Origin of the sequence: Pseudomonas atacamensis (assembly GCF_017167965.1) — a bacterium.
Lineage (GTDB): Bacteria > Pseudomonadota > Gammaproteobacteria > Pseudomonadales > Pseudomonadaceae > Aquipseudomonas > Aquipseudomonas atacamensis.
Genome location: NZ_CP070503.1, coordinates 786,232 through 806,585, shown reverse-complemented (window position 1 = coordinate 806,585; position 20,354 = coordinate 786,232). Strand labels below are relative to the sequence as shown.

Here is a 20,354-nt window from a genome sequence, read left to right as displayed (position 1 = left end):
GCTTATCCCCCCTTAGAACACAGTGCAAAGAACTTCGCCGCCGACACCGGCAGCGCGCGCAGCACGATCCGTCATCACACCTTTGTTGGTGGAGACGATAGACACGCCAAGACCGCCACGAACTTTCGGCAGATCTTCAACGGACTTGTACTGACGCAGGCCTGGACGACTAACGCGCTTCACTTCTTCGATAACCGGACGGCCTTCGAAGTACTTCAGCGAGATGGACAGCGACGGCTTGGCGTCGGTGGTGATCTGAAAATCCGCGATGTAACCTTCGTCCTTCAGGACTTTTGCTACAGCTGCCTTCAACGTGGAAGACGGCATGCTTACGACAGACTTTTCAGCCATCTGGGCATTACGGATTCGAGTTAGCATGTCCGCTAACGGGTCCTGCATACTCATGGGCTAGACGCTCCTAATACAAAAAAATTAGCCTTGCGGCTACTACTTGTCGCCGAGAACTTCCGGGCAGAAAAACACGGGCTCAGGCGAGCCGGTCATTCTAGACACACCCCAGAAATGAATCAAGCCCCAAAAGGGGCTTGATTCAGATTCAAGGCCACCGATGGTCAGGTTCTTGCGAACCCGAACATCGAGACTTTGATAACTGTTACCAGCTGGCTTTAACCAGACCTGGCACGTCACCACGCATTGCAGCTTGACGCAGCATGTTACGGCCGAGGCCGAACTTGCGGTACACGCCGTGCGGACGACCAGTCAGGCGGCAACGGTTACGCATGCGCGAAGCGCTTGCGTCACGTGGTTGCTTCTGCAGAGCTACGGTAGCTTCCCAACGCGCTTCTGGACTTGCGTTCAGATCGACGATGATAGCTTTCAGCGCTGCACGCTTGGTGGCGTACTTGGCAACGGTGAGCTGACGCTTCAGCTCACGGTTCTTCATGCTCTTCTTGGCCATTTTCCTACTCCAATCAGTTGCGGAACGGGAATTTGAAAGCACGCAGCAGAGCGCGGCCTTCATCATCGTTCTTGGCAGTGGTGGTCAGGGTAATGTCCAGACCGCGGAGAGCATCGATCTTGTCGTAGTCGATTTCCGGGAAGATGATCTGCTCTTTCACGCCCATGCTGTAGTTGCCACGACCATCGAAGGACTTGGCATTCAGGCCGCGGAAGTCGCGAACCCGAGGCAGGGAGATCGACAGCAGACGATCCAGGAACTCGTACATACGCTCACGGCGCAGGGTCACTTTGACGCCGATCGGCCATCCTTCGCGGACTTTGAAGCCAGCGATGGATTTACGAGCGTAGGTCACAACGACTTTCTGGCCGGTGATCTTTTCCAGGTCAGCAACAGCGTGCTCGATGACTTTTTTGTCGCCGATCGCTTCGCCCAGACCCATGTTCAGGGTGATTTTGGTAACGCGCGGAACTTCCATCACGTTCGAAAGCTTAAGTTCTTCCTTAAGTTTCGGAGCGATTTCCTTCCGGTAAATCTCTTTTAGTCGTGCCATGGTCTTCTACCTAGCAGTGTTCAAGCATCAACCGCTTTTTGGGTCGACTTGAAGACACGAATTTTCTTACCGTCTTCTACTTTGAAACCAACGCGGTCAGCCTTGTTGGTTTCGCCGTTGAAGATGGCGACGTTGGAAGCGTGCAGTGGCGCTTCTTTCTCGACGATACCGCCCTGTACGCCCGACATCGGGTTAGGCTTGGTATGACGCTTGACCAGGTTCAGACCACCAACAACCAGACGGTTGTCAGCGAGAACCTTCAGCACCTTACCGCGCTTACCTTTGTCTTTGCCGGCGATCACGATGATCTCGTCGTCACGACGAATCTTTTGCATGTCGGATCTCCTTACAGCACTTCTGGGGCGAGCGAGACGATCTTCATGAACTTCTCAGTACGAAGTTCACGGGTCACTGGCCCAAAGATACGGGTGCCGATCGGCTCTTGCTTGTTGTTCAGAAGAACAGCAGCGTTGCCATCAAAGCGGATAATGGAGCCATCAGCACGACGTACGCCGTGACGAGTGCGGACTACAACAGCAGTCATCACTTGGCCTTTTTTCACCTTACCGCGAGGAATTGCTTCCTTTACGGTAACTTTGATGATGTCACCGATACCAGCGTAACGACGATGGGAGCCACCCAGCACCTTGATGCACATAACACGGCGAGCGCCGCTGTTATCGGCCACATCGAGCATGGATTGAGTCTGAATCATATAATTTCTCCGACCCCTAGCCCTTAGACTTCCACAGCGCGTTCGAGAACATCAACCAGCGCCCAAGACTTGGTCTTGGCCATCGGACGAGTTTCACGAATAGTGACTTTGTCGCCGATGTGGCACTGATTGGTTTCGTCGTGCGCGTGCAGCTTAGTCGAACGCTTAACGTATTTACCGTAGATCGGGTGCTTTACGCGACGCTCGATCAGAACGGTGATGGTTTTGTCCATCTTGTCGCTGACAACACGGCCAGTCAGCGTACGGACAGTTTTTTCGGCTTCAGCCATGATCACTTACCTGCCTGCTGGTTGAGCACAGTCTTCACGCGAGCGATGTCACGCTTAACTTGCGAGAGCAGATGAGACTGCCCCAACTGGCCAGTTGCTTTCTGCATGCGCAGATTGAACTGGTCGCGCAGCAAGCCGAGCAGTTGCTCGTTCAGCTGCTGTGCGGATTTTTCACGAAGTTCATTCGCTTTCATCACATCACCGTCCGTTTAACAAAGGAGGTGGCGAGCGGCAGCTTTGCAGCAGCCAGGGCGAAAGCCTCACGCGCCAGCTCTTCAGAAACACCCTCGATTTCATACAGGACTTTGCCTGGCTGAATCTGGGCAACCCAGTACTCCACGTTACCCTTACCTTTACCCATACGAACCTCGAGAGGTTTCTTGGAGATCGGCTTGTCCGGGAATACACGGATCCAGATCTTGCCGCCACGTTTTACGTGACGGGTCAGAGCACGACGCGCTGACTCGATCTGACGAGCGGTGAGACGACCACGAGCAACAGACTTCAGCGCGAACTCGCCGAAGCTGACTTTGCTACCGCGCAGTGCCAGACCACGGTTGTGGCCGGTCATCTGCTTGCGGAACTTCGTACGCTTTGGTTGCAACATTTGGCGTACCCCTTACTTAGCAGCTTTTTTACGAGGCGCTGGTGCTTGTGGTTTCAGTTCTTCTTGGCGACCACCAATAACTTCGCCTTTGAAGATCCAAACCTTTACACCGATCACACCGTAAGTGGTGTGAGCTTCGTAGTTGGCATAGTCGATGTCGGCACGCAGGGTGTGCAGTGGCACACGACCTTCGCGATACCATTCAGTACGTGCGATTTCAGCACCGCCGAGACGACCGCTCACTTGGATTTTGATGCCTTTGGCACCAATGCGCATGGCGTTCTGTACAGCGCGCTTCATAGCGCGACGGAACATTACACGACGCTCCAGCTGCTGAGCTACGCTCTGCGCAACCAGCATACCGTCGAGCTCCGGCTTGCGGATCTCTTCGATATTGATGTGCACAGGCACACCCATTTGCTTGGTCAGGTCCTGACGCAGTTTCTCAACATCTTCACCTTTCTTCCCGATAACGATACCTGGACGAGCGGTGTGGATGGTGATGCGTGCAGTTTGGGCCGGACGATGGATATCGATACGGCTTACGGACGCGCTTTTTAGTTTGTCTTGGAGATACTCACGCACTTTCAGATCTGCGAACAAGTAGTCCGCATAAGTCCGACCGTCTGCGTACCAGACGGAGGTGTGCTCCTTGACGATTCCCAGGCGAATGCCAATGGGATGTACTTTCTGACCCATCTCTTCGACTCCGTTACTTGTCAGCAACCTTGACAGTGATATGGCAAGACCGCTTGACGATGCGATCAGCACGGCCTTTGGCACGTGGCATGATGCGCTTCAGCGAACGCCCTTCGTTGACGAAAACGGTGCTGACCTTCAGGTCATCAACGTCTGCGCCTTCGTTATGCTCGGCGTTGGCTACGGCCGACTCCAGCACTTTCTTCATGATCTCGGCGGCTTTCTTACTGCTGAAAGCCAACAGGTTGAGCGCTTCGCCCACCTTCTTCCCGCGGATCTGGTCGGCGACCAAGCGGGCTTTCTGGGCGGAGATTCGAGCGCCCGACAACTTAGCGGCTACTTCCATTTCCTTACCCCTTAACGCTTGGCTTTCTTGTCAGCCACGTGCCCGCGATAGTTGCGGGTACCGGCGAACTCGCCCAGTTTGTGGCCGACCATGTCTTCGTTAACGAGAACTGGGACGTGCTGACGACCGTTGTGTACTGCGATGGTCAGACCGACCATTTGTGGCAGGATCATCGAACGACGCGACCAGGTTTTAATTGGTTTGCGATCGTTCTTTTCCGCCGCCACTTCGATCTTCTTCAGTAGGTGAAGATCAATAAAAGGACCTTTTTTCAGAGAACGTGGCACTGTCGTATCCCTCTATTTACTTGCGACGACGGACGATCATTTTGTCGGTACGCTTATTACCACGAGTCTTCGCGCCCTTAGTCGGGAAGCCCCATGGCGATACCGGATGACGACCACCAGAGGTACGACCTTCACCACCACCATGTGGGTGGTCAACCGGGTTCATGGCAACACCACGAACGGTTGGGCGAACGCCACGCCAGCGTTTGGCACCAGCTTTACCCAGCGAACGCAGGCTGTGCTCGGAGTTCGAGACTTCACCCAGGGTCGCACGGCATTCAGCCAGGACTTTACGCATTTCACCGGAACGCAGACGCAGGGTCACGTAGACACCTTCACGAGCGATCAGCTGAGCCGAAGCACCAGCGGAACGAGCGATCTGTGCACCTTTACCTGGCTTCAATTCGATGCCGTGTACGGTAGAACCGACTGGAATGTTGCGCAGTTGCAGAGCGTTGCCTGGCTTGATTGGAGCCAGAGCGCCTGCGATCAGCTGGTCGCCAGCACTCACGCCTTTAGGGGCGATGATGTAGCGGCGCTCGCCGTCTGCGTAGCAAAGCAGTGCGATGTGAGCAGTACGGTTTGGATCGTATTCGATACGCTCGACAGTGGCGACGATGCCATCTTTGTCGTTGCGACGGAAATCGACCATACGGTAATGCTGCTTATGACCACCACCGATGTGACGAGTGGTAATACGGCCATTGTTGTTACGACCACCAGACTTCGATTTTTTCTCGAGCAGCGGTGCGTGAGGAGCGCCTTTATGCAGCTCCTGGTTGACCACCTTGACCACAAAACGGCGGCCAGGGGAAGTCGGTTTGCATTTAACGATTGCCATGATGCACCCCTTCCTTACTCAGCACTGCTGCTGAAATCGAGATCTTGGCCTGGCTGAAGGGAGATAACTGCCTTCTTCCAGTCATTACGCTTGCCCAGACCGCGAGCAGTGCGCTTGCTCTTACCCAGAACGTTCAGGGTAGTGACGCGCTCTACTTTCACGCTGAACAGGCTTTCGACGGCCTTCTTGATTTCCAGCTTGGTTGCATCAGTAGCAACCTTGAAAACGAACTGGCCTTTCTTGTCTGCCAGAACCGTAGCCTTCTCGGAAACGTGCGGGCCAAGCAGAACTTTAAATACGCGTTCCTGGTTCATCCCAGCAGCTCCTCGAATTTCTTCACGGCCGACACGGTGATCAACACCTTGTCGTATGCGATCAGACTAACTGGATCGGAACCTTGCACATCACGTACATCTACGTGCGGCAGGTTGCGAGCAGCCAGGTACAGGTTCTGATCAACAGCGTCCGACACGATCAGAACGTCGGTCAGGCTCATGTTGTTCAGTTTGCCCAGCAGATCTTTGGTTTTCGGAGTTTCAACAGCGAAATCCTGAACCACGACCAGACGATCAGTACGCACCAGCTCAGCAAGGATGGAACGCATTGCTGCGCGATACATCTTCTTGTTCAGCTTCTGGGAGTGATCCTGTGGACGAGCTGCGAAAGTGGTACCGCCGCCACGCCAGATTGGGCTACGGATAGTACCGGCACGAGCACGGCCAGTACCTTTCTGACGCCATGGGCGCTTGCCGCCACCACGAACGTCGGAACGGGTCTTCTGCTGCTTGCTACCTTGACGGCCGCCGGCCATGTAGGCCACGACCGCTTGGTGAACCAGCGTCTCGTTGAATTCGCCGCCAAATGTCAGTTCGGAAACTTCGATCGCTTGAGCGTCATTTACATTTAATTGCATGTCAGCTTCCCCTTAACCGCGAGCCTTGGCTGCTGGACGTACAACCAGGTTGCCGCCAGTAGCGCCAGGAACAGCACCCTTGACCAACAACAGATTGCGTTCAGCGTCCACGCGCACTACTTCCAGGGACTGCACGGTCACGCGCTCAGCGCCCATATGACCGGACATTTTTTTGCCCTTGAATACACGACCAGGAGTCTGGCACTGGCCGATAGAGCCTGGGACGCGGTGGGATACGGAGTTACCGTGGGTGTTATCTTGCCCGCGGAAATTCCAACGCTTGATCGTACCCTGGAAGCCTTTACCCTTGGACTGACCGGTTACATCAACCAGTTGACCAGCGGCGAAGATTTCAGCGTTGATCAGATCGCCAGCCTGGTACTCGCCTTCTTCAAGGCGGAATTCCATGGTGGTGCGACCAGCGGCAACGTTCGCTTTAGCGAAGTGGCCAGCCTGAGCTGCTGTTACACGCGAAGCGCGACGCTCGCCGACAGTGACTTGCACTGCACGATAGCCATCGGTCTCTTCAGTTTTGAACTGGGTGACGCGATTCGGCTCGATCTCAATGACCGTGACCGGAATGGAGACACCTTCTTCGGTGAAAATACGGGTCATACCGCATTTACGACCGACTACACCAATAGTCATGTTGTAAACCTCATGAGTGTACGGGGCTTTCACCCGCTATGGCCGCCCATTTCAGAGCGTTACACGACCAAGACCGAGTCTTAGCCGAGGCTGATCTGCACTTCCACACCGGCCGCAAGATCAAGCTTCATCAGCGCGTCAACGGTTTTATCCGTTGGCTGGACGATATCCAGAACACGCTTATGAGTGCGGATCTCGTACTGGTCACGCGCGTCTTTGTTGACATGCGGGGAAACCAGAACGGTGAACCGCTCTTTACGGGTAGGCAGTGGAATTGGACCACGCACTTGAGCACCAGTACGTTTCGCGGTTTCCACGATTTCCTGGGTTGATTGGTCGATCAGGCGATGGTCAAAAGCCTTCAACCTGATACGGATTTGCTGATTTTGCATTGGATTTCAGACTCCGGCTGCTATTCCCACCGGGCGCAATACGCCCGTTAAAAGGAGGCGCAATTCTATAGACGCCCCCGATAGGTGTCAACCCAATAAAAAAGCCCCCGCTGAGCGGGGGCTTTTTCAATCCATCAAGCTGACTTTAAAAGTCTTACTCGATGATTTTGGCTACGACGCCGGCGCCGACGGTACGACCGCCTTCACGGATAGCGAAACGCAGACCGTCTTCCATCGCGATGGTTTTGATCAGGGTAACAGTCATCTGAATGTTGTCACCTGGCATTACCATTTCAACGCCTTCTGGCAGCTCGCAGTTACCAGTCACGTCAGTAGTACGGAAGTAGAACTGTGGACGGTAGCCTTTGAAGAACGGAGTGTGACGACCGCCTTCTTCCTTGCTCAGAACGTAAACTTCTGCGGTGAACTTGGTGTGCGGCTTGACCGAACCTGGCTTGACCAGAACCTGGCCACGCTCAACGTCGTCACGCTTGGTACCACGCAGCAGAACGCCGCAGTTCTCGCCAGCACGACCTTCGTCGAGCAGCTTGCGGAACATCTCAACACCGGTGCAGGTGGTGGTGGTGGTGTCACGCAGACCAACGATTTCCAGAGCATCCTGAACGCGAACGATACCGCGCTCGATACGACCAGTCACAACAGTACCGCGACCCGAGATCGAGAATACGTCTTCGATTGGCATCAGGAATGGCTTGTCGATCATACGAACTGGTTCTGGGATGTAGGTATCCAGAGTTTCAACCAGTTTACGAACGGCAGTGGTGCCCATTTCGTTGTCGTCTTTGCCTTCCAGCGCCATACGAGCCGAACCGATGATGATCGGAGTGTCGTCGCCTGGGAAGTCGTAGGTCGACAGCAGGTCACGAACTTCCATCTCAACCAGTTCCAGCAGCTCAGCGTCGTCTACCAGGTCAGCCTTGTTCAGGAAAACCACGATGTACGGAACGCCTACCTGACGGGACAGCAGGATGTGCTCACGGGTTTGTGGCATCGGACCATCAGCGGCCGAGCAAACCAGGATCGCGCCGTCCATCTGGGCAGCACCGGTGATCATGTTCTTCACATAGTCAGCGTGACCTGGGCAGTCAACGTGAGCGTAGTGACGAATAGTCGAGTTGTACTCAACGTGAGCGGTGTTGATGGTGATACCGCGAGCTTTTTCTTCTGGTGCGCTGTCGATCTTGTCGAATTCAACGACGGCCGAACCGAAAACTTCGGAGCAGACGCGAGTCAGAGCAGCAGTCAGAGTGGTTTTACCGTGGTCAACGTGACCAATGGTGCCAACGTTGACGTGCGGTAGGGAACGATCAAATTTTTCTTTAGCCACGACAATTAACTCCTAGCCTAAAGGGGCTGAATCAGCCTTGTTTTTTGGTTACGGATTCGACGATGTGCGACGGAGCCGTATCGTATTTTTTGAATTCCATAGAGTAGCTTGCGCGACCCTGGGACATGGAACGAACGTCGGTCGCATAACCGAACATCTCACCCAGTGGAACCTCGGCACGGATAACCTTGCCGGACACTGTGTCTTCCATACCCTGGATCATGCCGCGACGACGGTTAAGGTCGCCCATCACATCACCCATATAGTCTTCAGGCGTAACAACCTCTACCGCCATGATCGGCTCGAGCAACTCACCACCACCCTTCTGGGCCAGTTGCTTGGTCGCCATGGAAGCAGCCACCTTGAACGCCATCTCGTTGGAGTCGACGTCGTGGTAAGAACCATCGAACACGGTAGCCTTCAGGCCGATCAGCGGATAGCCGGCAACAACGCCGTTCTTCATCTGCTCTTCGATACCCTTCTGGATAGCCGGGATGTATTCCTTAGGAACCACACCACCTACAACTTCGTTCACGAATTGCAGACCTTCCTGACCTTCGTCAGCAGGAGCAAAACGGATCCAGCAGTGACCGAACTGGCCGCGACCACCGGACTGACGAACGAACTTGCCTTCGATTTCACAGTTCTTCGTGATGCGCTCACGATACGAAACCTGAGGCTTGCCGATGTTGGCTTCGACGTTGAACTCACGGCGCATCCGGTCAACCAGGATGTCCAGGTGCAGCTCGCCCATGCCGGAGATGATCGTCTGACCAGTCTCTTCATCAGTTTTAACGCGGAAAGACGGGTCTTCCTGAGCGAGTTTGCCCAGAGCGATACCCATTTTCTCCTGGTCATCCTTGGTCTTAGGCTCTACGGCAACCGAAATAACCGGCTCCGGGAAGTCCATGCGAACCAGGATGATTGGCTTGTCAGCGTTGCAGAGGGTTTCACCGGTGGTGACGTCCTTCATGCCGATCAGGGCCGCGATGTCACCAGCGCGCACTTCCTTGATCTCTTCGCGAGCGTTTGCGTGCATTTGCACCATACGACCCACGCGCTCTTTCTTGCCTTTGACCGAGTTGATCACGCCGTCGCCGGAGTTCAACACGCCCGAGTAAACGCGGACGAAGGTCAGGGTACCCACGAATGGGTCGGTAGCGATCTTGAACGCCAGAGCCGCGAAAGGCTCGTTGTCGTCTGCATGACGCTCCATCTCTTCTTCCTCGTTATCAGGGTTGGAACCCTTGATAGCGGGAATGTCGGTCGGAGCAGGCAGGTAGTCGATAACGGCGTCGAGAACCAGGGGAACGCCCTTGTTCTTGAACGAAGAACCGCAAACGGCCAGAACGATTTCGCCGGCGATAGTACGCTGACGCAAAGCAGCCTTGATCTCTTCGATCGACAGCTCTTCGCCTTCCAGGTACTTGTTCATCAGCTCTTCGTTGGCTTCGGCAGCAGCTTCAACCATGTTGTTGCGCCACTCTTCAGCCAGCTCTTGCAGCTCGGCAGGAATGTCCTTGCGAACAGGGACCATACCTTTGTCGGAGTCGTTCCAGTAGACAGCTTGCATGTTGATCAGATCGATCTGACCCTGGAAGTTGTCTTCGGAACCGATGGCCAACTGGATCGGCACCGGAGTGTGACCCAGACGCTGCTTGATCTGACCGATCACGCGCAGGAAGTTGGCGCCGGCACGGTCCATCTTGTTTACGTAAACAAGACGTGGAACGCCGTACTTGTTGGCTTGACGCCATACGGTTTCCGACTGCGGCTCAACACCCGAAGTACCGCAGAACACGACGACAGCGCCGTCGAGTACGCGCAGGGAGCGCTCAACTTCAATGGTGAAGTCAACGTGGCCCGGGGTATCGATTACGTTGAAACGGTGCTCGTGAGAGTACTGCTTCTCGGAACCTTTCCAGAAGGCGGTAATGGCAGCAGAAGTAATGGTAATACCACGCTCCTGCTCCTGAACCATCCAGTCTGTGGTCGCGGCGCCATCATGCACCTCGCCCATTTTGTGACTTTTGCCGGTGTAAAACAGTACGCGCTCGGTGGTGGTGGTTTTACCAGCATCCACGTGAGCGACGATACCGATGTTACGGTAGCGGCTAATCGGAGTAGTACGAGCCATAAAGCCCTCGCAAAATTAGTGAAGCTAAAATTAGAAGCGGTAGTGCGAGAAAGCTTTGTTAGCTTCGGCCATACGGTGCACGTCTTCACGCTTCTTAACAGCAGCACCTTTACCTTCAGCAGCATCCAGCAGTTCGCCAGCCAAACGCAGAGCCATAGACTTCTCGCCGCGCTTACGGGCGAAGTCTACCAACCAGCGCATTGCCAGAGCGTTACGACGGGAAGGACGAACCTCGACCGGAACCTGGTAAGTAGCACCACCAACGCGGCGCGACTTCACTTCGACCAGCGGAGCGATGGCGTCGAGTGCTTTTTCGAAGAGTTCCAGGGGATCGGTGCCAGCCTTACGGGCCGCAACGGTTTCCAGGGCACCATAAACGATACGCTCGGCAACGGCTTTCTTGCCGCTTTCCATAACGTGGTTCATGAATTTGGCGAGGATCTGGCTTCCGTATTTCGGATCGTCCAGAATCTCACGCTTTGCTGCTACGCGACGTCTTGGCATGATAAGCCCTCAAGCGGTCTTCAGGTTAGCTCGGGACAGATCCAGAGGATGCGTGCCCGACCTTACTCTTATCGACTCAATAAAATAAAAATCTGCAAAACGGCCGATTACTTCGGACGCTTGGTACCGTACTTCGAACGACCCTGGTTACGGCCTTTAACGCCGGAAGTATCCAAGGAGCCGCGAACGGTGTGGTAACGAACACCTGGCAAGTCCTTTACACGACCGCCGCGGATCAGTACCACGCTGTGCTCTTGCAGGTTGTGGCCTTCACCACCGATGTACGAGGAAACCTCGAAACCGTTGGTCAGACGCACACGGCATACTTTACGCAGTGCCGAGTTAGGTTTTTTCGGCGTGGTGGTGTACACACGGGTGCACACGCCACGACGTTGCGGGCAGTTCTGCAGCGCAGGTACGTCGGATTTCTCGACGATACGCTTACGCGGCTGACGTACCAGCTGGTTGATAGTTGCCATCTACTAGCTCCACTGTTGTCTTGCGACGCTATTGTCTTGCAAGAAAAGCAAAATGGCAGGAACGAATTCCCGCCAAATTTAGGGGATCAAGAGTCTAAAGAGGATCTTGATCCCAGTCAAGGCAAGGCCCCGACCTCCCCGCCCATCGAACCTTGACTTAATGTCTCGATTCGACGAACGGAGCGATCAGGGCCTCACGCTCGTTTATCGCAGAACTCAGTTACCGCTCGAGTTCAGCGCTTCGGTCAGTGCCGCTTCCACTTCACTGGCGCTCACGCGCAACGGCTTGTCGGCATCACGGCGACGCTTGCGCTCGCTGTGATAGGCAAGACCGGTACCGGCCGGGATCAGACGACCCACGACTACGTTTTCTTTCAGGCCGCGCAGGTAATCGCGCTTGCCGGTGACTGCCGCTTCGGTCAGTACGCGGGTGGTTTCCTGGAAGGAAGCCGCCGAGATGAACGATTCGGTGGACAACGACGCCTTGGTGATACCCAGCAGAACGCGAGTGAACTTGGAGACAAACTTGTCTTCCGCGCTCAGACGCTCGTTCTCTACCAGCACGTGAGTCAGTTCCATCTGGTCGCCCTTGATGAAGCTGGAATCGCCGGACTCGGAGATCTCAACTTTACGCAGCATCTGACGCAGGATGGTCTCGATGTGCTTGTCGTTGATCTTCACGCCTTGCAGACGATAAACGTCCTGGATCTCGTTGACGATGTACTTGGCCAGCGCGCTTACACCCAGCAGACGCAGGATGTCGTGCGGATCGCTTGGACCGTCGGAGATAACTTCGCCGCGGTTTACCTGTTCGCCTTCGAAGACGTTCAGGTGACGCCACTTCGGAATCAGCTCTTCGTACGGATCGCTACCGTCGTTCGGGGTAATGACCAGACGGCGCTTGCCCTTGGTCTCTTTACCGAACGCGATGGTGCCGCTGACTTCAGCCAGAATCGACGCTTCTTTCGGACGACGGGCTTCGAACAGGTCGGCAACACGCGGCAGACCACCGGTGATGTCACGGGTCTTCGAAGTTTCCTGCGGGATACGAGCGATAACATCACCGATCGCAATCTTCGCACCGTCAGCCACACCGACCAGGGCGTTTGCTGGCAGGAAGTACTGAGCGATAACGTCAGTGCCTGGCAGCAACAGATCCTTGCCGTTGTCGTCGACCATCTTCACTGCTGGACGGATTTCCTTGCCGGCAGCTGGACGATCTTTCGCGTCGAGTACTTCAATGTTGGTCATACCGGTCAATTCGTCAGTCTGACGCTTGATCGTGATGCCTTCTTCCATGCCCACGTAGGTCACGGTACCTTTCATTTCGGTAACGATCGGGTGAGTGTGCGGATCCCACTTAGCCACGATTGCGCCAGCGTCGACCTTGTCACCTTCCTTAACCGAAATCACAGCACCGTACGGCAGCTTGTAACGCTCGCGCTCACGACCGAAGTCGTCCGCAATTGCCAGCTCACCGGAACGGGACACCGCAACCAGATGGCCATCCACTCGCTCAACGTGCTTCAGGTTGTGCAGACGGACGGTACCGCCATTCTTCACCTGAACGCTGTCGGCTGCGGAAGTACGGCTTGCCGCACCACCGATGTGGAACGTACGCATGGTCAGCTGAGTACCCGGCTCACCGATGGACTGGGCAGCGATAACGCCGACCGCTTCACCGATGTTCACCTGGTGACCACGAGCCAGATCACGGCCGTAGCACTTGGCACAGATGCCGTAGCGGGTTTCGCAGCTGATCGGCGAACGCACGATCACTTCGTCGATGCTGTTCAGCTCGATGAACTCGACCCACTTCTCGTCAACCAGAGTGCCGGCAGGAACGATAACGTCCTCGGTACCCGGCTTGAATACGTCACGGGCAATGACACGACCCAATACGCGCTCACCCAGCGGCTCTACAACGTCACCGCCTTCAATGTGCGGAGTCATCAGCAGACCGTGTTCGGTGCCGCAATCGATCTCGGTAACTACCAGATCCTGCGCCACGTCTACCAGACGACGCGTCAGGTAACCGGAGTTAGCGGTTTTCAACGCGGTATCCGCCAGACCTTTACGAGCACCGTGAGTCGAGATGAAGTACTGAAGTACGCTCAGACCTTCACGGAAGTTCGCAGTAATCGGCGTTTCAATGATGGAACCGTCCGGCTTGGCCATCAGACCACGCATACCGGCCAGCTGACGAATCTGTGCTGCGGAACCCCGCGCACCCGAGTCGGCCATCATGTACATCGAGTTGAAAGACTCTTGGTCGACTTCGTCGCCGTGACGGTCGATGACTTTCTCTTTCGAGAGGTTGGCCATCATCGCCTTGGAAACTTCGTCGTTCGCTTTCGACCAGAGGTCGATCACTTTGTTGTACTTCTCGCCCTGGGTTACCAGGCCGGAGGCGTACTGGCTCTCGATCTCTTTCACTTCGTCGGTGGCTGCACCGATGATGCGGGCTTTTTCATCCGGGATAACGAAGTCGTTAACACCGATGGAAACGCCGGAGATGGTCGAGTAAGCGAAACCGGTGTACATCAACTGGTCAGCGAAGATCACGGTCTCTTTCAGACCAACCACGCGGTAGCACTGGTTGATCAGCTTGGAGATCGCCTTTTTCTTCATCGGCAGGTTGACGACGTCGAACGACAGACCTTTCGGCACAACCTGGAACAGCAGCGCACGGCCGACAGTGGTGTCGACGATACGGGTACCGCTCACGCTGTTGCCGTCACGGTCGTTGACGGTTTCGTTGATACGAACCTTGACCTTGGCGTGCAGTGCGGCTTCGCCGGCACGGAACACACGGTCGACTTCCTGCAGATCCGCGAACACACGACCTTCGCCCTTGGCGTTGATCGCTTCACGAGTCATGTAGTACAGACCCAATACAACGTCCTGCGACGGAACGATGATTGGCTCACCGTTGGCTGGCGACAGAATGTTGTTGGTCGACATCATCAACGCACGGGCTTCGAGCTGGGCTTCCAGCGTCAGCGGTACGTGCACGGCCATTTGGTCGCCGTCGAAGTCGGCGTTGTACGCGGCGCAGACCAGAGGGTGCAGCTGGATAGCCTTACCTTCGATCAGTACCGGTTCAAACGCCTGGATACCCAGACGGTGAAGGGTCGGTGCACGGTTGAGCAGAACCGGGTGTTCGCGAATCACTTCAGCGAGAACGTCCCAAACCTCTGGCAACTCGCGCTCGACCATTTTCTTGGCCGCTTTGATGGTGGTCGCCAGACCACGCATTTCCAGCTTGCCGAAAATGAACGGCTTGAACAGCTCGAGAGCCATCTTCTTCGGCAGACCGCACTGGTGCAGACGCAGGGTCGGGCCTACGGTAATTACCGAACGACCGGAGTAGTCAACACGCTTACCGAGCAAGTTCTGACGGAAACGACCTTGCTTACCCTTGATCATGTCAGCCAGGGATTTCAGAGGACGCTTGTTGGAACCGGTGATTGCGCGGCCACGACGACCGTTGTCGAGCAGTGCATCGACCGCTTCCTGCAACATACGCTTTTCGTTGCGCACGATGATGTCCGGCGCGGACAGATCCAGCAGGCGCTTCAAACGGTTGTTACGGTTGATCACTCGACGATACAGATCGTTGAGGTCGGAGGTCGCGAAACGACCGCCATCCAGCGGGACCAGTGGACGCAGATCTGGCGGCAGAACCGGCAGAACGGTCAGCACCATCCACTCTGGCAGGTTGCCGGAACCCTGGAAGGCTTCCATCAACTTCAGACGCTTGGACAGCTTCTTGATCTTGGTTTCCGAGTTGGTTTGCGGAATCTCTTCGCGCAGACGGCCAATCTCGTGCTCCAGGTCGATAGCATGCAGCAGTTCACGGACAGCTTCGGCACCCATGCGGGCGTCGAAATCGTCACCAAACTCTTCCAGCGCTTCGAAATACTGCTCGTCGTTCAGCAGCTGACCTTTCTCAAGGGTGGTCATGCCTGGATCGATAACGACATAGCTCTCGAAGTAGAGAACGCGTTCGATATCACGCAGGGTCATGTCCATCAGCAGGCCGATACGCGACGGCAGCGATTTCAGGAACCAGATGTGGGCAACCGGCGAAGCCAGTTCGATGTGCGCCATGCGCTCACGACGAACCTTTGCCAGTGCGACTTCAACGCCGCACTTCTCGCAGATCACACCACGGTGCTTCAAGCGCTTGTACTTACCGCACAGGCACTCGTAATCCTTTACCGGACCAAAGATCTTGGCGCAGAACAGGCCGTCACGCTCGGGTTTGAACGTACGGTAGTTGATGGTTTCCGGCTTTTTAACTTCACCGAACGACCACGAACGGATCATCTCCGGCGAGGCCAATCCGATGCGGATGGCGTCGAACTCTTCGACTTGACCCTGGTTTTTCAGCAAATTCAGTAGGTCTTTCAAGGCCTTTCCTCCTGGCGGAGCAGAGAGCGGGCATTCCTGCCCCGCTCTCGATTCGCGTCACGTGTTATTCGGTTTCCAGATCGATATCGATGCCGAGGGAACGAATTTCCTTGATCAACACGTTGAAGGACTCGGGCATGCCCGGCTCCATACGGTGATCGCCATCCACGATGTTCTTGTACATCTTGGTACGGCCGTTCACATCGTCCGACTTCACTGTGAGCATTTCTTGCAGAGTGTAAGCAGCACCGTATGCTTCCAGTGCCCAGACCTCCATCTCCCCGAAACGCTGACCACCGAACTGCGCCTTACCACCCAGCGGCTGCTGGGTAACCAGGCTGTAAGAACCGGTAGAACGCGCGTGCATCTTGTCGTCTACCAAGTGGTTCAGCTTCAGCATGTACATGTAGCCAACGGTAACTGGACGCTCGAACTTGTTGCCGGTACGGCCGTCGGTCAGCTGCATCTGGCCGCTTTCCGGCAGGTCTGCCAGTTTCAGCATGGCCTTGATTTCGCTTTCCTTGGCGCCGTCGAACACTGGAGTGGCCATTGGAACGCCGCCACGCAGGTTGTTCGCCAGATCGAGGATTTCCTGATCGGAGAAGCTGTCCAGATCTTCGTTACGACCGCCGATCTGGTTGTAGATCTCGTCCAGGAAGGTGCGCAGTTCAGCGACTTTACGCTGCTCTTCGACCATCCGGTTGATCTTCTCGCCCAGACCTTTGGCCGCGAGGCCCAGGTGGGTTTCGAGGATCTGACCAACGTTCATACGCGAAGGTACGCCCAGCGGGTTGAGGACCACGTCGACCGGGGTGCCATTGGCATCGTGCGGCATGTCTTCAACCGGCATGATCACGGAGACCACACCCTTGTTACCGTGACGACCGGCCATCTTGTCGCCCGGCTGGATGCGGCGACGGATTGCCAGGTAAACCTTGACGATTTTCAGCACGCCTGGAGCCAGGTCATCGCCCTGCTGCAGTTTGCGCTTCTTGTCTTCGAACTTGTCGTCCAGCAGACGGCGACGATCAACGATGTAGGCCTGAGCCTTCTCGAGCTGCTCGTTCAGCGCATCTTCAGCCATGCGCAGTTTGAACCACTGGCCGTGCTCAAGACCGTCGAGTACTTCGTCGGTGATGTCCTGCCCCTTCTTCAGGCCGGCGCCGCCTTCGGCCTTGTGGCCTACCAGTGCGGAACGCAGACGCTCGAAAGTCGCGCCTTCAACGATGCGGAACTCTTCGTTCAGATCCTTGCGGATCTCGTCCAGCTGGGACTTCTCGATCGACAGTGCACGAGCATCACGCTCAACGCCGTCACGGGTGAAGACCTGTACGTCGATGACAGTACCTTTGGTGCCGGTTGGCACGCGCAGGGATGTGTCTTTAACGTCGCTGGCTTTTTCACCGAAGATTGCACGCAGCAGTTTTTCTTCCGGAGTCAGTTGGGTCTCGCCTTTGGGAGTGACCTTGCCAACCAGGATGTCGCCTGCGCCTACTTCAGCACCTACGTAAACGATACCGGCTTCGTCCAGCTTGTTCAGTGCAGCTTCACCCACGTTCGGGATGTCCGCAGTGATTTCCTCTGGGCCAAGCTTGGTGTCACGGGCCACACAGGTCAGTTCCTGAATGTGGATCGTGGTGAAACGGTCTTCCTGAACCACACGCTCGGACAGGCAGATGGAGTCTTCGAAGTTGAAGCCGTTCCATGCCATGAACGCGATGCGCATGTTCTGACCCAGCGCCAGCTCACCCATGTCGGTGGACGGGCCGTCGGCCATGATGTCGCTACGCTGAACGCGATCACCTTTACGCACCAGCGGACGCTGGTTGATGCAGGTGTTCTGGTTCGAGCGGGTGTACTTGGTCAGGTTGTAGATGTCGACACCGGCTTCACCGGTTTCAACTTCGTCATCGGCAACACGAACCACGATACGGCTGGCATCGACGGAATCGATCACGCCACCACGACGAGCCACGACGCAAACGCCGGAGTCACGGGCTACGTTACGCTCCATGCCGGTACCTACCAGCGGCTTGTCAGCGCGCAGAGTCGGTACAGCCTGACGCTGCATGTTCGAACCCATCAACGCACGGTTGGCGTCGTCGTGCTCGAGGAACGGAATCAGCGACGCTGCAACCGACACAACCTGCTTCGGCGAAACGTCCATCAGGGTGACGTCTTCCGGCGCCTTGACGGTGAATTCGTTCAGGTGACGTACGGCAACCAGTTCGTCGATCAGGACTTTCTGCTCGTTCATGGTCGCCGAAGCCTGCGCGATCACGTGATCGGCTTCTTCAATAGCGGACAGGAACACGATCTCGTCGGTGACTACACCCTCTTTCACCACGCGGTACGGGCTTTCCAGGAAGCCGTACTGGTTGGTGCGAGCGTACGCAGCCAGGGAGTTGATCAGGCCGATGTTCGGACCTTCCGGCGTTTCAATCGGGCAGACACGACCGTAGTGAGTCGGGTGTACGTCACGGACTTCGAAGCCTGCGCGCTCACGAGTCAGACCGCCAGGGCCGAGTGCAGAGACACGACGCTTGTGGGTGATCTCGGACAGCGGGTTGTTCTGGTCCATGAACTGCGACAGCTGGCTGGAACCGAAGAACTCTTTCACCGCCGCAGCCACTGGCTTGGCGTTGATCAGGTCTTGCGGCATCAGGCCTTCGCTTTCTGCCATCGACAGACGCTCTTTGACCGCACGCTCAACACGTACCAGGCCAACGCGGAACTGGTTCTCGGCCATTTCGCCTACGCAGCGAACACGACGGTTACCCAGGTGGTCGATGTCATCGACGATGCCTTTACCGTTGCGGATGTCGACCAGAGTCTTCAGGACCGCGACGATGTCTTCCTTGCACAGCACGCCCGAACCTTCGATCTCGGTACGACCGATACGACGGTTGAACTTCATCCGGCCGACCGCAGACAGGTCATAGCGCTCAGGGCTGAAGAACAGGTTGTTGAACAGGGTTTCGGCAGCGTCTTTGGTTGGCGGCTCGCCTGGACGCATCATGCGATAGATCTCGACCAGCGCTTCCAATTGGTTGCTGGTGGAGTCGATCTTCAGCGTGTCGGAGACGAACGGACCGCAGTCGATGTCGTTGGTGTACAGGGTCTCGATGCGAACGACCTGAGCCTTGGCGATTTTTGCCAGGACTTCAGTGTTCAGCTCGGTGTTGCATTCGGCCAGGATTTCTCCGGTAGCCGGGTGCACGATAGCCTTGGCGGTGGTGCGGCCAAGGACGTAGTCGAGTGGCACGTCCAGCGTCTTGATACCGGCTTTTTCGATCTGGTTGATGTGGCGCGCGGTAATACGGCGGCCTTGCTCAACGATGACCTTGCCCTTCTCGTCCTGGATGTCCAGAACCGCAACTTCACCACGCAGGCGCGATGGCACCAGTTCCAGGCTGAGGGTTTCGCCGCTCAGGTGGAATACGTTGGTGGTGTAGAACGCGTCCAGCACTTCTTCGGTGGTGTAACCGAGTGCGCGCAGCAGTACCGAAGCCGGCAGTTTGCGACGACGGTCGATACGCACGAAGACGCAGTCTTTCGGGTCGAATTCGAAGTCCAGCCACGAACCGCGGTAAGGAATGATGCGAGCCGAGTACAGCAGTTTGCCGGAGCTGTGCGTCTTGCCGCGGTCGTGGTCGAAGAACACGCCCGGGGAACGGTGCAGCTGGGAAACGATAACACGCTCGGTACCGTTGATTACGAAGGTACCGTTCTCAGTCATCAGGGGGATTTCACCCATGTAGACTTCTTGCTCTTTGATGTCCTTGATCGCTTTGTTCGACGATTCTTTGTCGAAAATGATCAGGCGCACTTTTACCCGCAAAGGTACGGCGAAAGTCACACCGCGCAATACGCATTCTTTGACATCAAATGCCGGTTCGCCCAGGCGATAACCGACGTACTCCAGCGCAGCATTGCCGGAGTAGCTGATGATCGGGAAAACGGATTTGAAGGCCGCATGCAGGCCCACGTCGCGGAACTGATCTTTAGTCGCTCCCGCTTGCAAGAATTCACGATACGAATCCAGCTGGATGGCCAGGAGGTAAGGCACATCCATGACGTCCGGCAACTTGCTAAAGTCCTTGCGGATACGTTTTTTCTCAGTATATGAGTAAGCCATCAGCGTTCCCCAGCTTGGTCACCTGCTTGTTTGGCCCCTCCCGACGGGAGCAGCCAGAAAATCGTGCAAACCCCATGGTTTGCGCCACCGCATCGGGTGGTTACAGCGCCTTTATCAGCACC

General features: G+C 55.9%; 22 protein-coding genes. All 22 read right to left on the bottom strand.

Annotated elements, in window-relative coordinates; genetic code table 11:
* Positions 1–12 precede the first annotated feature (12 nt).
* Positions 13–405, bottom strand: coding sequence for a 30S ribosomal protein S8 (gene rpsH / locus JWU58_RS03720; RefSeq protein ID WP_016772944.1), 393 nt, complete (start codon positions 403–405; stop codon positions 13–15).
* Positions 406–613: 208 nt separating this feature from the next.
* Positions 614–919, bottom strand: a complete 306-nt coding sequence (gene rpsN, locus JWU58_RS03715) for a 30S ribosomal protein S14 (RefSeq protein ID WP_003186042.1) — start codon at positions 917–919, stop codon at positions 614–616.
* Positions 920–932: 13 nt separating this feature from the next.
* Positions 933–1,472 (bottom strand): 50S ribosomal protein L5, encoded by a 540-nt coding sequence (gene rplE / locus JWU58_RS03710; protein ID WP_003210069.1) that lies wholly within the window; start codon positions 1,470–1,472, stop codon positions 933–935.
* A gap of 20 nt (positions 1,473–1,492) precedes the next feature.
* Complete coding sequence (rplX, locus tag JWU58_RS03705; protein ID WP_003186046.1) at positions 1,493–1,807, bottom strand: 50S ribosomal protein L24; 315 nt, start codon at positions 1,805–1,807, stop codon at positions 1,493–1,495.
* 11 nt (positions 1,808–1,818) lie between these two features.
* On the bottom strand, positions 1,819–2,187 hold the full coding sequence (gene rplN, locus JWU58_RS03700) for a 50S ribosomal protein L14 (RefSeq protein WP_002555479.1): 369 nt from the start codon (positions 2,185–2,187) through the stop codon (positions 1,819–1,821).
* A gap of 23 nt (positions 2,188–2,210) precedes the next feature.
* A complete protein-coding gene (gene rpsQ, locus JWU58_RS03695; protein ID WP_003194644.1) occupies positions 2,211–2,477 on the bottom strand; it encodes a 30S ribosomal protein S17 in 267 nt (88 codons plus the stop codon).
* A 2-nt stretch (positions 2,478–2,479) separates the two neighbouring features.
* Complete coding sequence (gene rpmC / locus JWU58_RS03690; RefSeq protein ID WP_002555481.1) at positions 2,480–2,671, bottom strand: 50S ribosomal protein L29; 192 nt, start codon at positions 2,669–2,671, stop codon at positions 2,480–2,482.
* The gene (gene rplP / locus JWU58_RS03685; protein ID WP_003228729.1) at positions 2,671–3,084 is read right to left on the bottom strand and encodes a 50S ribosomal protein L16; all 414 of its coding nucleotides are present in this window, start codon (positions 3,082–3,084) and stop codon (positions 2,671–2,673) included. Before rplP ends, rpmC begins: the two co-directional genes overlap by 1 nt.
* Before the next feature lie 12 nt (positions 3,085–3,096).
* Positions 3,097–3,783, bottom strand: a complete 687-nt coding sequence (gene rpsC, locus JWU58_RS03680) for a 30S ribosomal protein S3 (protein WP_003176422.1) — start codon at positions 3,781–3,783, stop codon at positions 3,097–3,099.
* 13 nt (positions 3,784–3,796) lie between these two features.
* Complete coding sequence (gene rplV, locus JWU58_RS03675; protein ID WP_003103908.1) at positions 3,797–4,129, bottom strand: 50S ribosomal protein L22; 333 nt, start codon at positions 4,127–4,129, stop codon at positions 3,797–3,799.
* A gap of 11 nt (positions 4,130–4,140) precedes the next feature.
* The gene (rpsS, locus tag JWU58_RS03670; RefSeq protein ID WP_011336172.1) at positions 4,141–4,416 is read right to left on the bottom strand and encodes a 30S ribosomal protein S19; all 276 of its coding nucleotides are present in this window, start codon (positions 4,414–4,416) and stop codon (positions 4,141–4,143) included.
* A gap of 16 nt (positions 4,417–4,432) precedes the next feature.
* Positions 4,433–5,257, bottom strand: coding sequence for a 50S ribosomal protein L2 (gene rplB / locus JWU58_RS03665; protein WP_016772943.1), 825 nt, complete (start codon positions 5,255–5,257; stop codon positions 4,433–4,435).
* 14 nt (positions 5,258–5,271) lie between these two features.
* Positions 5,272–5,571, bottom strand: a complete 300-nt coding sequence (rplW, locus tag JWU58_RS03660) for a 50S ribosomal protein L23 (protein ID WP_002555488.1) — start codon at positions 5,569–5,571, stop codon at positions 5,272–5,274.
* Positions 5,568–6,170: a 50S ribosomal protein L4 gene (rplD, locus tag JWU58_RS03655; protein WP_003228735.1), complete on the bottom strand. Its 603-nt coding sequence runs from the start codon at positions 6,168–6,170 to the stop codon at positions 5,568–5,570. The genes rplW and rplD overlap by 4 nt, the downstream gene beginning before the upstream one ends.
* A gap of 12 nt (positions 6,171–6,182) precedes the next feature.
* The gene (rplC, locus tag JWU58_RS03650) at positions 6,183–6,818 is read right to left on the bottom strand and encodes a 50S ribosomal protein L3 (protein ID WP_003228738.1); all 636 of its coding nucleotides are present in this window, start codon (positions 6,816–6,818) and stop codon (positions 6,183–6,185) included.
* Positions 6,819–6,898: 80 nt separating this feature from the next.
* On the bottom strand, positions 6,899–7,210 hold the full coding sequence (rpsJ, locus tag JWU58_RS03645; protein WP_003186070.1) for a 30S ribosomal protein S10: 312 nt from the start codon (positions 7,208–7,210) through the stop codon (positions 6,899–6,901).
* A 154-nt stretch (positions 7,211–7,364) separates the two neighbouring features.
* Positions 7,365–8,558, bottom strand: a complete 1,194-nt coding sequence (gene tuf, locus JWU58_RS03640; RefSeq protein WP_024014521.1) for an elongation factor Tu — start codon at positions 8,556–8,558, stop codon at positions 7,365–7,367.
* Between the two features lie 31 nt (positions 8,559–8,589).
* Positions 8,590–10,695, bottom strand: coding sequence for an elongation factor G (gene fusA / locus JWU58_RS03635; protein ID WP_016772942.1), 2,106 nt, complete (start codon positions 10,693–10,695; stop codon positions 8,590–8,592).
* 30 nt (positions 10,696–10,725) lie between these two features.
* Positions 10,726–11,199 carry a 30S ribosomal protein S7 gene (rpsG, locus tag JWU58_RS03630; protein WP_016772941.1) on the bottom strand — a complete coding sequence of 158 codons (474 nt, stop codon included), beginning with the start codon at positions 11,197–11,199 and terminating at the stop codon, positions 10,726–10,728.
* Positions 11,200–11,306: 107 nt separating this feature from the next.
* On the bottom strand, positions 11,307–11,678 hold the full coding sequence (rpsL, locus tag JWU58_RS03625; protein WP_003186084.1) for a 30S ribosomal protein S12: 372 nt from the start codon (positions 11,676–11,678) through the stop codon (positions 11,307–11,309).
* A 216-nt stretch (positions 11,679–11,894) separates the two neighbouring features.
* Positions 11,895–16,094, bottom strand: coding sequence for a DNA-directed RNA polymerase subunit beta' (gene rpoC / locus JWU58_RS03620; RefSeq protein ID WP_016772940.1), 4,200 nt, complete (start codon positions 16,092–16,094; stop codon positions 11,895–11,897).
* 64 nt (positions 16,095–16,158) lie between these two features.
* Positions 16,159–20,232: a DNA-directed RNA polymerase subunit beta gene (gene rpoB / locus JWU58_RS03615; RefSeq protein WP_016772939.1), complete on the bottom strand. Its 4,074-nt coding sequence runs from the start codon at positions 20,230–20,232 to the stop codon at positions 16,159–16,161.
* Between the last annotated feature and the right edge of the window lie 122 nt (positions 20,233–20,354).

What these genes read in the sequence shown, in the direction of transcription:
- rpsH (WP_016772944.1), bottom strand. Translation starts at nt 405, where the DNA reads ATGAGTATGCAGGACCCGTTAGCGGACATGCTAACTCGAATCCGTAAT.
- rpsN (WP_003186042.1), bottom strand. Translation starts at nt 919, where the DNA reads ATGGCCAAGAAGAGCATGAAGAACCGTGAGCTGAAGCGTCAGCTCACC.
- rplE (WP_003210069.1), bottom strand. Translation starts at nt 1,472, where the DNA reads ATGGCACGACTAAAAGAGATTTACCGGAAGGAAATCGCTCCGAAACTT.
- rplX (WP_003186046.1), bottom strand. Translation starts at nt 1,807, where the DNA reads ATGCAAAAGATTCGTCGTGACGACGAGATCATCGTGATCGCCGGCAAA.
- rplN (WP_002555479.1), bottom strand. Translation starts at nt 2,187, where the DNA reads ATGATTCAGACTCAATCCATGCTCGATGTGGCCGATAACAGCGGCGCT.
- rpsQ (WP_003194644.1), bottom strand. Translation starts at nt 2,477, where the DNA reads ATGGCTGAAGCCGAAAAAACTGTCCGTACGCTGACTGGCCGTGTTGTC.
- rpmC (WP_002555481.1), bottom strand. Translation starts at nt 2,671, where the DNA reads ATGAAAGCGAATGAACTTCGTGAAAAATCCGCACAGCAGCTGAACGAG.
- rplP (WP_003228729.1), bottom strand. Translation starts at nt 3,084, where the DNA reads ATGTTGCAACCAAAGCGTACGAAGTTCCGCAAGCAGATGACCGGCCAC.
- rpsC (WP_003176422.1), bottom strand. Translation starts at nt 3,783, where the DNA reads ATGGGTCAGAAAGTACATCCCATTGGCATTCGCCTGGGAATCGTCAAG.
- rplV (WP_003103908.1), bottom strand. Translation starts at nt 4,129, where the DNA reads ATGGAAGTAGCCGCTAAGTTGTCGGGCGCTCGAATCTCCGCCCAGAAA.
- rplB (WP_016772943.1), bottom strand. Translation starts at nt 5,257, where the DNA reads ATGGCAATCGTTAAATGCAAACCGACTTCCCCTGGCCGCCGTTTTGTG.
- rplW (WP_002555488.1), bottom strand. Translation starts at nt 5,571, where the DNA reads ATGAACCAGGAACGCGTATTTAAAGTTCTGCTTGGCCCGCACGTTTCC.
- rplD (WP_003228735.1), bottom strand. Translation starts at nt 6,170, where the DNA reads ATGCAATTAAATGTAAATGACGCTCAAGCGATCGAAGTTTCCGAACTG.
- rplC (WP_003228738.1), bottom strand. Translation starts at nt 6,818, where the DNA reads ATGACTATTGGTGTAGTCGGTCGTAAATGCGGTATGACCCGTATTTTC.
- rpsJ (WP_003186070.1), bottom strand. Translation starts at nt 7,210, where the DNA reads ATGCAAAATCAGCAAATCCGTATCAGGTTGAAGGCTTTTGACCATCGC.
- fusA (WP_016772942.1), bottom strand. Translation starts at nt 10,695, where the DNA reads ATGGCTCGTACTACTCCGATTAGCCGCTACCGTAACATCGGTATCGTC.
- rpsG (WP_016772941.1), bottom strand. Translation starts at nt 11,199, where the DNA reads ATGCCAAGACGTCGCGTAGCAGCAAAGCGTGAGATTCTGGACGATCCG.
- rpsL (WP_003186084.1), bottom strand. Translation starts at nt 11,678, where the DNA reads ATGGCAACTATCAACCAGCTGGTACGTCAGCCGCGTAAGCGTATCGTC.
- rpoB (WP_016772939.1), bottom strand. Translation starts at nt 20,232, where the DNA reads ATGGCTTACTCATATACTGAGAAAAAACGTATCCGCAAGGACTTTAGC.